The following is a 13,842-nucleotide window of genomic DNA, read 5'->3' as shown; positions in this document are numbered from 1 at the left end:
ACTACATGGCATTGAGTTCATTAAAGAAATCAGACATCTTTTTTCTTGAAATTTTTTCATAGCTGGAGGGGATTGCAAAAGTTGTTTCAGGAAAAACCGTATCTCTGTAGTCCTTAAAATCGAGCTGCAGGGAAATACCTTTAAATTCCATCCTGAATTGCATTAATACGCCCGGGATTTCCGAAAATGGATTATTCCGGTTGGGACTTGGTATGTTAATTTCGTCTGTATACAGCAAATCAAATTCTGTAGCAGCACTGTCATTCATGTAAACTCTGGCATGATTACAATTAAAACCTTTGTAAGCAGTGTCTTTTTTGAGGTATTCTATGCTTTTGATATCCAGCGTTTCAAAAGCCAGCGGGGCATCTCTCAAATGCCGCACATAATAATACTTTTTGTCCAGTAATTTCATCATGAGTACATTCGTACTGTCATCCAGGTCGGATAGTTGCGTACTTTTAAATATGCCCATCCAACCCTGAATTTGCGTAAGTACTTTTTGATCTTTAAAGTAAAAATCCATAGAGGTGGGCATAAGATTGATCAGGGGATTGTCATCAGGTGATTGATCATAGCTAATGTTATATTCAATAACGCCTTCCTGATTGCGTGTGCAACCGTTAAGTAAAACAATGATTAAAAGTGAAAATAGAATTGTCTTAAGCCAAACCATGCAACTAACCGTTAAAAATTTAAAGATAAGGAATCTTTCGAATTGGGCCTTGTATTATGAAAAAAAGTTGAATCATTTAAAAACAGGAGAAACAATATTCAGAAGCAATATAAAACTAACTTTTTGATTTTTTGTTAAATACATGGATGTCTAAAATATTTAAAAACATATTATGGGCAAAAAAAAATTATTAGCTTTGTGTCTTTCAAAAATGCAATCGTTTGAATTTTTATCCCGGAATATAAATGTCCGGCGGTTATTTTATTTTTTGATATTTAATGAAATAAAAAGTGAATTATGAAAAAGTTAGCAGTTGTTGCATTAGGTGGTAATGCATTACTCAGAGGTAATCAGCGGGGAACTGCTGAAGAACAGGAACAAAACACCTTTGATACACTTGAGAATTTGGTGTATATGATTAAAGAAGGTTATGATATAATTGTTGGCCACGGAAACGGACCTCAGGTTGGAAATATTTTAATGAGGAACGATGCTGGCGAACATATGTACGATATTCCCCAAATGCCTTTGGATATTTGTGTGGCCGATTCGCAAGGTGGAATTGGTTATATGATCGAAAGAATGCTTCGGAATGTAATGAAAAAACATGGTATCGAAAAAGATATTGTTGTTGTAGTTACTTCTGTAGTGGTAGATAAAGATGATCCGGCATTTAAAGACCCTCAAAAACGTGTGGGAAAAATTTATACCAAAGAAGAAGCTGATAAATTAGCTTCTGAAAAAGGCTGGGATTTTAAAGAAGAAGTAAAAGCCGACGGTGGTTGGAGAAGAGTTGTGCCTTCGCCAAAACCAATTAGCATAATGAATGAACAAACCATTGAAAAGCTGGCACGCGAAGGCAATATTGTAATAGCTGTTGGTGGGGGTGGTGTACCTGTCTATATAGACGAAAAAGGAGATGTGCGTCCTTCTGAAGCTGTAATTGATAAAGATGCTGCTTCTTCGCTGCTCGGTGCCAGAATTAAAGCGGATGAATTTTATATTTTGACTGATGTGCCTTATGTATACCTCAATTACAAGAAAGAAAATGAGGAAGTTAAAGAATTTTTAAGTGTTCCCGATGCTGAAAAATATATGGAAGAAGGTCAGTTTGCCAAAGGAAGTATGGCGCCAAAAATTCAGGCCTGTATCGATTTTGTGAAAAAAGGTGGTAAGAAAAGTGTCATTACAGAAAGTACTAAGCTCGAAGATCGCTCATATGGTACAAAAATCACAGCAGAATACGATAAGTAAATATTACCAACCAGAATTAAAACAACTGATATTAATAAATAACCTTAAAATTATACAATTATGCCTGTAAATTTAAGAAATCGCAATTTTCTGAAGTTACTGGATTATACTCCAACGGAAATACAATTTTTGCTCGACCTGTCAATGAGCCTGAAAAAGGCTAAATATGCTGGAACCGAGCAGCATAGATTATCGGGTAAAAATATTGCCCTTATTTTTGAGAAATCATCTACTCGCACACGCTGTGCTTTTGAAGCAGCTGCATACGATCAGGGAGCTCATGTCACGTATCTTGGGCCTACCGGTAGCCAAATTGGTGCTAAAGAATCTATGAAAGATACTGCCCGCGTTTTGGGTCGTATGTACGATGGAATCGAGTACCGCGGTTTTGGTCAGGAAGTGGTTGAAGAACTTGGAAAGTATGCTGGTGTGCCTGTTTGGAACGGTCTTACTAACGAGTTCCACCCAACTCAAATTTTGGCCGATTTCCTTACTATGATGGAACATACAGATAAGCCGTTGAGCAAAGTAAAGTTTGCCTACGTGGGTGATGCACGCAACAACATGGGTAACTCCTTAATGATTGGTGCTGCTAAAATGGGTATGGATTTCCGTGGCATTGCTCCAAAGAGCGTTCAGCCTACAGATGAGCTTGTTAATCAGGCCAACGAAATAGCCAAAGAAACCGGCGCTACCATTACCATCACTGATGATGTGGCAGAAGGTGTAAAAGATGTAGATTTCATTTATACCGATGTCTGGGTATCAATGGGTGAACCAGAAGAGGTTTGGAAAGAGCGAATTGAGCTGCTCAAACCTTACCAGGTAAACACGGATATGATCAATAAAACAGGTAATCCAAATGTGAAATTTATGCACTGTTTACCTGCGTTCCACAACCGCGAAACTAAAATCGGTGAAGATGCTTATCAAAAGTTTGGTGTCGAAGCTATGGAGGTAACAGACGAGGTATTCGAAAGTAAGCACTCAGTAGTATTCGATGAAGCAGAAAACCGCATGCATACCATTAAAGCTGTAATGGTTGCCACACTGGGACAATAATAGAAAGCTTAAATATTATTTTAAAGGCTGTCCTATACTTTTTGGACAGCCTTTTTTAATTTTATATGCCACACCTTTATTGGTAATAACAGCAATTGTAACGTTGCAGTTTCAGTGCTTTACAAATTTTGCAGTAATAATTTCACTACCAATTTTAATGCTAACCAAATAGATTCCTCCGGGATAATTTGACAGATCGATTCTCTCAATTTCCTGAAGTTTTGTTTTTTCAAATATCGATTTACCTGAAATGTCAGATATAGTCAATTTTTGAATCTTACTATCTGAAAAATCAATATTAAGCACATCGTTTACCGGGTTAGGATAAATAACTATTCCTTTTTGTTGTAATGTGTTTATAGCAACATATGCGTTAACTATAACCTCAAAACTGCAGGTGTTTGCATTCCCGGCATTGTCTGTTATTGTCCATGTAATTGTAGTTGTCCCCTCAGGTATTTGTTCTCCGGTAAGCGATGAAGAGTCGTTAAAATCGTTCACAATGGCCTCCACCCCACAATTATCGGAAGTTTCTAAGGGATTAAGCTCAGTATTTTGCACTGTATAATAATGGGTTTCATCTGCATTAAACTCCTGATTACCAACACAGGTTATCTCCGGGTTTGTAGCATCAGTTGTCAACAAAGCAAATTCACTGGTCAAACTGTCAACCAGGTTACCCACAACGCAACGATACTGATTATTATTCATACCAATAGTTACACCGTTGATATTTAATGTTGCTGTATTAGCATTGTTGTATACGGCTCCATTGGCAATATCAATAAAACCGCCGCCCTCGTCTACTTGCCATTGATACGTGTCAATATCTTCTCCTGAAACGGTAAAAGAAACGTTGCTTTCCGGGCAAGCATTTGTTTGATCCTCTGGATGGGAAATTATTGTTGGCAGATTATGTAATTCGAAAACACTTACGTGGCCAATACTAGTTTCGTTACCATCACTATAGGGTGATCCGGTTGCAAGGATAGAACCACTAGAACTTAAACTTACTGACGAACCACACTCATCGCTTTGCGCTGCTCCAATAATGCTCTGTCCTATTTGTGACCAGTTGCCAGATTGGTTTTCATATACGCCTACAAGTCCAGCTTCAGAACCATTAATACTATTAAAGGGTGCTCCAGTTGCAACTATGGAACCATCAGAACTTAGGTCTAAGGAGGTACCTAGCTCATCGTAATCTCCTTCTCCATCAATGTCCTGTCCAATTTGCGTCCAGGTGCCTGACTGATTTTCATACACTCGTACAGAGCCGGAGTAATCGTTTTTACCAATAACCCCTATTGCAACAATAGAACCATCAGAGCTTAAACTTACTGATGAACCAAGGTACTCCTCTTCAGCTCCTTCAATGCTTTGACCAATTTGTGTCCAGGTGCCAGATTGGTTTTCATAAATTCTTACATTTCCTGCATCATAAGCACTATTATCATTGTAAGGTGCCCCGATGGCAATAATTGAACCATTGGAATTTAAACTTACAGATGTACCAAACTTATCGTTTGCAGCTTCTCCATCAATATCCTGGCCAATTTGCATCCAGGTGCCGGATTGATTTTCATAGACTCTTACATGTCCGGCATTATTATCAGTACCATCATTATTAGAAGCCCCTATTGCTATTACCGACCCGTTGGAACTTAAACTAATTGCAGTACCCGACCGATCACCTGCTGCTTCCCCATCAATATCTTGTCCTATTTGTGTCCAGGTGCCTGATACGTTTTCGTAAATACGGACATGACCAGCATCTGATCCGTTTCCACCATTATTTCTGGCTCCAACAGCAATTATAGATCCATTGGAGCTTATACTTACTGATATTCCAAAATTATCGCCTGCTGCTTCAGCATTAATATTTTGTCCAATTTGTATCCAGTCACCAGATTGATTTTGGTGAACTTTTACCTGTCCGGCATTTAAACCAATAGAATCATTATATGGTGCTCCGGAAACCATAATCATGCCATCGTCAGTTAAGGCAACTGAATAGCCATATCGATCGCCCGAGGCCTCTCCTTCAATATTATTTCCAATTTGTATCCATTCCTGGGCTTGCATGGTAGATATAAATACAAATGAGCATACGAGTATTGGTATAATTTTCTTCATAGTCGTGAATTTTACAAGAATTATTAATACAACAACCATTTAATATCGCGGCAAACACTTGAAATAGAGGCGTAACTATTCATCCTGCTATTCCTTATAATAATCAAGTTACAAAAAAAATAGTTTAGTAAATCTGTTTTAACAGTCCCTTTTTTTATTGAGCCTAAAACATCAGTTTCTAACGCGAAACTGTAATTAGATGTACGTAAACTTTGCCATTTTTTCCTTGTAGCTTTAACACATAGTTGCCAGCAGTGTAATTTTGCATGTTGATGCCACCTTTGCCGGAATTAAAAATTTTAGTTTCTAATAGTTTGCCCTGTAAGTTGTAAATTTTCACTTGCTGAATAATGCCATCCCCACTGAAGTTTAGTGAATGTGACACGGGGTTTGGATATAATGAGAAATCCGCTTGCGGTAATTCTGAAATTGAAACAGCTTCAGTAACCGCAACCGTCCAAATTTGTGTATCAGTGCCGTTTTCTGCTGTAACTGTATAATCAACAGAATTTGTAAAGTCCTGAGCTATACCACTTTCTGGATCAATACTGGCACCCGGTGATAACGTTATTGTAGGCGTGAGGGTAGTAAGATCCGTGCCATAGGCAACCTCAATATCAACGGTACCAGCAACGGGATCAATATCGGCAGGTCCTGTTGATTCTGTCAGCTCGAAGGTTAGTATTTCTGTCTCATTGTTTGGATCTTCAGTAACAGTTACCGTCCAATGCTGCACATCAGAGCCGTTTTCTGCCAGTACGGTATAAATTTTGGGATCGGTAAAATCTTGCGCTACACCACTTGGTGGGTCGACAGATGCGCCCAATGATAATGTAATGGTAGGAGTAAGCGAAGTTATATCTACTCCATTACCTACTACAATATCAATGGTGCTCGCTTCTCCATCGATTATTGCAGGAGCTATTGATTGTGGAATTTCAAAATCGAGTATTTCTGTCTCGGTATTCCAGATACTTGTAGCAAGTAAAAATAAATCTTCCTGTCCATTTGATGTTTCGGTGCTTATATCAAAGTTAACCGTATTTCTAAATGTTCCTGCACAGTATATTTCACGGGAATCGTAGAGGAGGTTAATCCCTTCATCATCTTCGTTTCCACCATATTTATTGGCCCATTCATAATCATAACTACTCGAATACCCAGCCATGAAAATATCTTTGCCTCCGGATGATCCAAAAATCTGTGTTTCCTCCTGTGGGTTAAGATCAAAGTCGCTACTCATAAAGTACCCCGTAGCAAAAACATGTCCGTCATTATCTGTCATTAAATCGTTGCACTGATCTTCCAAATCGCCTCCGATATGGCCAAAACTATCGCCTATTATTTGACCGCCCATTGTATGTTTTGTCAGCAAAATATCTTGTCCACCATAAGATGTGAAATCTTCAAAAACCGGCATGCCACCTGCATAACCAACTATACATGATATAGTGCCTGTGAAAGATATGGCAGAATAAATACCGGTACTATCAATTGTTAAAGCAGTTGTGGACTCATCGTTAGCATTACCCGTTTGTTTGGCCCACTGGAATTGTGCATCGGAGTTGAGGGCCAATAGGAAAGCATCTTTGCCACCCTCGGAAGTCATCTCGTAGGTGTTAGTGTTATCCGGGTCAAAATCTACCACATTTTGAAAAGAGCCGCCCAGGTAAATGTTGTATGCGGCATCAACTTCCAGGGTGCGATGGTCTAGTAAATCATTGCCTGTGCCTCCTATACGCCTGCTCCAAAATGCACCACCTGCAGGACTGAAATTTCTTATAAAGAAGTCAGATTCTCCATTGCTGGTAAAGATTACTTTTTCATCCTTATAAAAGTTAAAATCTATTTGTCCCCGGAATGTACCTGCAACTACAATGTTATTATTGCCATAGGAAGTAATTGATGTTGCAAATTCAGATTCAGTTCCTGCATAAACGTACTCCTGAATCAATGCTCCTGTTTCGAGGTTGTAACCAGCCACAAAAGCATCATATGAGTCTTCTGCAATGTAAGAAACACTTGAAGAACCTGGATCGAAATCAATTTGGTCAGAATAAGCACCTGCCACATAAACGCCGGCATTGTTGCCGTCAATTATTGTCAAATCCAATATCCAATTGTGCTGAGTACCGTCTAAAATAGTTGTCCACAAATAGGTACCGTCACTGGCATACTTGGCAATAAAGCCAGCTGATGCACCACTAGAGGTATATTCATCTGTTTCGGTTTCATGTGGATTAAAATCTACTGTTCCACTGAAATATCCACAGGCATAAAGATTTCCATTTTCGTCTTGCTGTATTGCTTTAATGTAATCAGAAGCCGTACCACCAATTGTGGTTATCCATTCCGGGCCTTGTGCATTTAAAGAAGTAGCACAAAACAACCAGACAATTGAAAACCAAAACATAATTAAGGGTCGATAGGTTTTTTTAAACATTTTGAAGGGGCTGAGTTTTTTCATAATTCATAGTTTTTGTGTTGATAATGCTCACAATTTACAACATTAACTTATTATAAATGAGCAGCTGAGCTATGAATTAGAATTTGGCCTCTTTCAACATTAATATGGCGTGGTTGATCGAGAATTCAGTGTTTCAATTGATTGAAGTATTCCATCACCTGATTCCGCATACCTTTTGAAACAGGAATTTTTTCCTTGTTTTGCATCACCAGATAAGAATTTTTACCTTTTTTGAATTGTTTTATTTTGCTGAGATTTACAAGATATGACTGATGTACACGGCAAAAATGGTCGAATTTAAGCAAACTTGCATAGTTTTTTAAGGGTTTACTTACCATAATGGGCGGTGAGTTCTCAATAGTAAAAATGGTGTAATTATCTTCTGATTTACAGTAAACTATTTCATTGAGGTTTACAATATGCAGCGCTTCGTTTGTATGTAGTGATATTTTCTTTTCCTCGGGTTTTTGAAAGTTTAATGTCAGGGCCTCCAGTTTTTTTATGTACTCTGTTCTGTTACATGCTTCCATTGCTTTTTGAATGCTTTTTACCAGGTCGGATGTCTTATAAGGTTTAAGTAAAAAGTCGACAGCGCTTATACGAAATGCCTGAATGGCATATTGCTCATAAGCGGTGGTCCAAACAATTTGGAAATTAATTTCGGGCAATTGTTCAATAATTTCAAAAGCATTACCTTTTTTGAGGTTTATATCAAAAATTGCAATCGAAGGTGCTACTTTTTTAATAAGCTTAAGTGCTGCTTCAGGATTGTCGGCCGTGCCCGCAAGCTCAAGGCCTGGAAAAAATTCCTGAATTATGCTTTTTGCATTTTCAACTGCCGCGCTATCATCTTCTATTATTACAATTTTTGTGTGCATCTATATTAAATTTAATCGAACAATGTGATTAATGGTAAATCGATTTTTACAACAGTTCCTGTTTGCTTATTATTAAGGGGTTCAGTAGCATAATATATTTCCCATCCTGCCATTTTATTCAATAACTGCATGCGTTTTTTAATAATCTCCATACCCCTGGAGTGATGTTTTTTTGTACTTGTGTTTTTTGTGTTTTCTATGCCGGGCCCATCATCGGTAATTGTAATCGCTAACCTGTTGTTTATTTTGGTGAAATTGATCTCAATTTTAGATCCTCCGTTTTTTATACCGTGTTCAATGGCATTTTCCACAAAAGGCTGAAGCAACATAGCTGGAAATTTGATATCTTCCTTATCTAATCCATTATCAGTTTCTATAAAAAAACGAAAATTAGATTCCAGTCGCATTTGCTGTAATTTCAGATAGGCAGTTAATATTTCAATTTCGGTTTGTAATGAATTAATTTCATCAATGGAGCTTTCGAGGGTTTGACGCATCAAAGAAGAGAAGTCCGTTAGGAAATCGGCCGCTTCATCTGTTTTGTGGGCTGTAATGTACCCTTTAATAGCATTTAATGCATTAAAGATAAAATGAGGATTGAGTTGTGCACGAAATAATTGCTGTTCGGTTTTTAGGCGTTTTAAAGCTGCTTTTCGTTTATTTTGCAAATACAACAAAACAAGAATTATTACCATAAAAAAAGTGCCTGCTATAATACTCCAGAGAAGCTGCTGCTGCCTTTTTATTTGCTCTTCTTTTAGAGTTTTCTCCGTATTGAGTTTTATAATGGTTTGCTCTTTTTCTGCAGTTTCATATTGTTCGCGCAGGCTCTCAACTATCTCAATCTGCTGTACATTGTATATTGAATCTTCTATTTGCCTGTAAGCCTCGTAATGTTCCAGGGCCCTTGTACCAGCGCCTGTTTGTTTATAGTATTGGTACATCAGTTTATGCGCCTGTTTGAGCGGCCTGATTAAATCGTTTTCATTTGCTTGGTTAATAACCCCATTTAAGATTTTTTCAGCCCGTTTGTAAGATTTAATTTGAATATAAATATCGGCTATTTCGTTTTTAATAACCAATTCATCGTAAAGGCTGCCTATTTGGTTTTCGATTTTTAAAGCCCGGTTAAAATCGGATAGGGCAGATTGCAACTGTTGTTTTACTTTGTGGAGGATACCCATACGGTAAAGCAACTGGGCCATTCCGCTTTTGTAATTAATCTGTTTGCTTATATTGTAGGCTTTCTGGTACCAGTTCTCTGCCTCAATAAATTGTTTTTGCTGTTCACTAACATACCCCAAAACATCATATAATGATACTTGTGCGCGCGAAAAGGAAGTTGTGTCTAACAGATCAAGGGCTTGCATATAATATGTTTTTGCCTGGTCGGTTTTGCCCTGCTCCACATAAATATCGCCTAATTCAATATAACATTTTATCAGGTTAGTACTATCATGAGTCTGCTTAGCAAGTTCAATTCCTTTGATTATGTAGTCAGCAGCCTCTGTAATCTGACCTGCAACATTATACATTATGCCGGTATTAAGACTGTTTACAATTATCTGACTTGTATCTTCTAATTTTATACTTATTTCTAACGCTTTTTTGAATGCATCGATGGCTTTAGCCGGATTGTCTACAAAATTGTAGGCAATGCCTTGATTTGTGTGAACCTGCAAAATAGATAGTCGTTGTTCTTTTGGATGCAGATATACAAGTGCAGAATCAAAATACTGCAATGCCTTTTCATAACTTTCGATGTAATTATGTGCATAGCCCATTAACTTATATGTATAACCCAGTTTTTTATCATTTTTATGTTGTGTAAAATAGTTCACAACTTTCTCGGTATAAAGGCAGGTAGAATCGTAGTTTCTTTCGGTAAAATAGAAGTGTTTAGCCAGTTCAAGTTGTGTCAGCGCCAGCTGATAATGCGCTTGTTGTTCTTTATGATACTTTATTTCATTATATAAAGAGTCAGGGTTGCTGAAACTTTGAGTCCAGGTAAAAACCAGGTATAGTATAAGTATTTTTGTTTTCATGATTCCGATCAGGTTTAAGAAAAACCTCATTTTTATAAAAATAATAATAAATTTAAACAAAATGTTGCAACAAACAATAAACCATTAGTTTTGTATATATTAATGAGTTATAACTATCGGCCATTTGGTGAAGACGAATTGCTGACAGAGGGCGATTGGTTTTATAATTGTTGTACAACGCAATAGAAAAAATATATATTATGGATAAACTCATAGAAATAATTGTTAAATCATCGGGAGCGGGGAAAAGGGTGTTAAATATGTCATTCGATAGTAATGATGTTTGGGTACCTGACCTGTCTGAAAAAAACACAGAATTGGAGCGGATAAACCTGGACGATCCTGAGGAGTTTGGCACCTGGCTCAATTGTAAAATTATCAGAAATGACAAGAAGTTGGCAGCAGGGGGCTATGGCGAAGACAGGGTGGTATATAAACGCAGTAAGCACTTCGGACAGGGTCCTGATGCACGCTCTATCCACCTCGGCATAGATTTATGGGCGAAAGCAGGCAGAAAAGTTGTGGCGCCATTCGATGCCACTATACATAGTTTTCAGAATAATGACAACCATGGTGATTATGGCGGAACCATTATATTGGAACATGAAATAGAGGGTACTAAATTTTATACCCTGTATGGCCATTTGTCACTTGAATCATTGCAGCATAAAGAAGAGGGGATGCCTGTAAATGAAGGAGATATCTTCGCGTGGCTGGGTAGACCATCAGAAAATGGAGGTTGGCCGCCACATTTGCATTTTCAGTTAATTCGTGACATGGGAGATAAGAAGGGCGATTATTTTGGAGTAGCAAGCCAAAAGGAAAAAGATGAAAGACTTCATATGTGTCCGGACCCAAATTATATGTTGCAACTGGATGCACTGAAATAAGGAATAGGATCTAAATTTAACAAGCATGAATTAGTCCCTTATTCTACGGTCATTGGAATGATTGCAGATTGTAGACTGGTTAAAAGCCCTTATAACGCGCGGCGATAGCCTTTAGTGTTCAGTTGAGCAGGGAAGTTTGTAAGTTGGTAGGTTTTAGGCTGGGAAGTTTGTAAGCTGGTTTTGATGTAAGGGATCTTTCGCCTATGACTTGCGATTTTGGAGGTAATTACCAGCAAACGCGGCGATTTTCATATTCTGTGATATACCCGGGGCGTTGCCCGCGGGTTGAAATAAATTGCCCCTTCGGGGCGTAGAAGTTTTTGGCCGTGTTTGGTTATTGGTGCCTGGTTATTGGAGTTTGCCCAATTGGAATTTGGCGATTGGAATTTGTTCATTGGAATTTCTTCCAACAATCAACCACCCGCTTTTTTTACATTATAGCCTTCGTTGGAGAGCAGTTCCACAATTCGATCGCGGAAATCGCCCTGAATCAAAATTTCGCCGTTTTTGGCACTGCCACCTACACCCAGCTTTGTTTTGAGCCATTTGGATAAGTCTTTAAGGTCATCTTCCGTGCCCTGAAACCCGGTAATGAGACTCACTTTTTTACCTTTGCGCTGCTTTTTATCGAGCAACACCTTCAATTTTTGCTCCTCATTGGGAAGGGTTTCCTGTTCCTCCGCGCCTTCTTTTTCGTAGTCAAAGTCGTCGCTGGTGGAATATACCACACCAAGTCTTTTCTTCCAATCATTGTTGCTCATAATGGCATCTTTTTTTACAAATATGCATACTTTTGCCTGAATTATGAAGATTTTTATTCAATGATAAAGTGCACACATGCTCATTAATTATTTCAAATCATATCTCCCTTTTTACCGTCGCAACCTGAATGTGGCCATTCCTGTGGTGTTATCGCAGGCCGGGCAAATGACCGTACAACTGGCCGACAACATGATGGTGGGCCATGTAGGAGTATCGGAGCTGGCTGCTGCATCATTTGCCAACTCCATTTACATCGTGGGTTTTGTGCTAGGACTGGGACTAACCTTCGGTGCTACGCCACTTGTGGGTAGTGCATTTGGTCAGAAGAATTTTAAAGAGGCTGCTACTGTTTTACATCATTCGTTTTTGGGCAATGGTATGGTTTCTCTGATATTGGTCGCTACAATGTGGGCCGTATCATGGTTAATGCCATACATGGGTCAGCCTGAAGCCGTAGTTGAACTGGCAGTGCCGTATTACCGGTTATTGGTCATCAGCATTGTGCCGTTCATGCTTTTCTTTACCGGAAAGCAGTTTATCGAAGGGTTGGGCAATACCAGCATGGCTATGAAAATTACCCTGGCGGCCAATGTGGTCAATATCGGGTTAAACTATATTTGGATTTATGGTAAATTGGGTTTCCCAGCCTTTGGACTTGTAGGCGCTGGTTATGCCACGCTCACAGCACGTAGCCTCATGGCCATTGGTTTTTCCGTTTTTATGCTGCGTCACCCGCATTTCAAACGTTACTTTTACCTGATCGATCCACGGCAATTCAGTTTAAAGCATATCAGCCTGTTTTTCCGAACGGGAATGCCCATCGGACTGCAAATGCTGGCTGAGGTAACGCTGTTTAGCCTGGCTGCTGTAATGATGGGCTGGCTCGGCGAAGTACCTCTGGCAGCGCATCAAATTGGCATACAGGTGAGCATGGTTTCATTTATGATTGCTACAGGGGTTGCTTCAGGAACCACCATAAGGGTCAGCCACCAACTGGGTGCCCGCAACTTTGAAGAGATGCAAAAGGCCGGCATAGCTTCGCTACACATGATTATTGCCTTTATGAGTACAACGGCAATGCTGTTTTTCGCATTTCGATACCAGTTGCCTTATCTTTTCACCAATAATCCTGAAGTGGTCGATACAGCGGCATATTTACTCATTTTTTCCGCCCTTTTCCAAATTTTCGACGGTTCTCAGGTAGTATTACTGGGCTCACTGCGTGGACTGGCCGATGTGAACAAAGCGTTTCAACTGGCGCTGGTTACTTACCTGATTATGGGCGTTCCGCTTATGTATTTATTGGGCTTTGTATTCGATATGGGCGGCGCTGGTGTATGGAGTGCCCTGGCGCTTTCTCTGGCCGTTGCAGCCGTATTTTTCTTCTTCCGGTTTAAGCGTAAATGCCGGATTGTGGAGAAGGGATTGTGAGTTTTGAGTGTGAGTTTTGAATATGTGTTTTGAGCGTGATATCAAAGGGGAGGAAAGTCAAATTTGAGCTTTGTATTTATCCCGCCTGAAGCTTGAATAGGACAGAAGGGAGCTGGCCGCGATTAGTGTGGTTAGTATAAAACATTAAGAAGAACATTTTTTACCTGTGTTCACCGCGGCAAAGAGGTGAGTAGGAGCATACAACTGGCATAATTCCGGCTTTACTCGCAGATCTTCAGTT

10 protein-coding genes are annotated in these 13,842 nt (G+C 39.1%); 4 read left to right on the top strand and 6 right to left on the bottom strand.

Going from position 1 to position 13,842, the window contains the following annotated elements; translation table 11 throughout:
- Nucleotide 1 precedes the first annotated feature (1 nt).
- A complete protein-coding gene (locus VJ937_RS04780) occupies nt 2-676 on the bottom strand; it encodes a hypothetical protein (protein ID WP_324065754.1) in 675 nt (224 codons plus the stop codon).
- A 297-nt stretch (nt 677-973) separates the two neighbouring features.
- Between VJ937_RS04780 and arcC the strand changes: the two genes are divergently transcribed.
- Nucleotides 974-1,930 (top strand): carbamate kinase, encoded by a 957-nt coding sequence (gene arcC / locus VJ937_RS04775; RefSeq protein WP_324065753.1) that lies wholly within the window; start codon nt 974-976, stop codon nt 1,928-1,930.
- A gap of 60 nt (nt 1,931-1,990) precedes the next feature.
- Nucleotides 1,991-2,992 carry an ornithine carbamoyltransferase gene (gene argF, locus VJ937_RS04770; protein WP_324065752.1) on the top strand — a complete coding sequence of 334 codons (1,002 nt, stop codon included), beginning with the start codon at nt 1,991-1,993 and terminating at the stop codon, nt 2,990-2,992.
- Nucleotides 2,993-3,103: 111 nt separating this feature from the next.
- On the opposite strand, the gene VJ937_RS04765 is transcribed toward argF, so the two are convergent.
- From VJ937_RS04765 to VJ937_RS04750, 4 genes are all read right to left on the bottom strand, one after another.
- Entirely contained in the window at nt 3,104-5,128 is a 2,025-nt protein-coding gene (locus VJ937_RS04765) for a T9SS type A sorting domain-containing protein (RefSeq protein ID WP_324065751.1), read from the bottom strand.
- 178 nt (nt 5,129-5,306) lie between these two features.
- Nucleotides 5,307-7,595 (bottom strand): T9SS type A sorting domain-containing protein, encoded by a 2,289-nt coding sequence (locus VJ937_RS04760; RefSeq protein WP_324065750.1) that lies wholly within the window; start codon nt 7,593-7,595, stop codon nt 5,307-5,309.
- Between the two features lie 125 nt (nt 7,596-7,720).
- Complete coding sequence (locus VJ937_RS04755) at nt 7,721-8,473, bottom strand: LytTR family DNA-binding domain-containing protein (protein WP_324065749.1); 753 nt, start codon at nt 8,471-8,473, stop codon at nt 7,721-7,723.
- A gap of 11 nt (nt 8,474-8,484) precedes the next feature.
- Nucleotides 8,485-10,518 (bottom strand): tetratricopeptide repeat protein, encoded by a 2,034-nt coding sequence (locus VJ937_RS04750; RefSeq protein WP_324065748.1) that lies wholly within the window; start codon nt 10,516-10,518, stop codon nt 8,485-8,487.
- A 200-nt stretch (nt 10,519-10,718) separates the two neighbouring features.
- On the opposite strand from VJ937_RS04750, the gene VJ937_RS04745 reads away from it, so the two are divergent.
- The gene (locus VJ937_RS04745; protein WP_324065747.1) at nt 10,719-11,408 is read left to right on the top strand and encodes a peptidoglycan DD-metalloendopeptidase family protein; all 690 of its coding nucleotides are present in this window, start codon (nt 10,719-10,721) and stop codon (nt 11,406-11,408) included.
- A 413-nt stretch (nt 11,409-11,821) separates the two neighbouring features.
- Here the strand turns inward: VJ937_RS04745 and VJ937_RS04740 are convergent, their stop codons facing one another.
- Nucleotides 11,822-12,169: a translation initiation factor gene (locus VJ937_RS04740; RefSeq protein WP_324065746.1), complete on the bottom strand. Its 348-nt coding sequence runs from the start codon at nt 12,167-12,169 to the stop codon at nt 11,822-11,824.
- A gap of 76 nt (nt 12,170-12,245) precedes the next feature.
- Between VJ937_RS04740 and VJ937_RS04735 the strand changes: the two genes are divergently transcribed.
- Nucleotides 12,246-13,601, top strand: a complete 1,356-nt coding sequence (locus tag VJ937_RS04735) for an MATE family efflux transporter (protein WP_324065745.1) — start codon at nt 12,246-12,248, stop codon at nt 13,599-13,601.
- The last annotated feature ends 241 nt before the right edge of the window (nt 13,602-13,842 follow it).

It is taken from the genome of Salinivirga sp. (genome assembly GCF_035268865.1).
GTDB lineage: Bacteria > Bacteroidota > Bacteroidia > Bacteroidales > Salinivirgaceae > Salinivirga.
The sequence above is the reverse complement of the archived record's forward strand: the minus strand, read 5'-3'. Positions and strand labels throughout refer to the sequence as shown.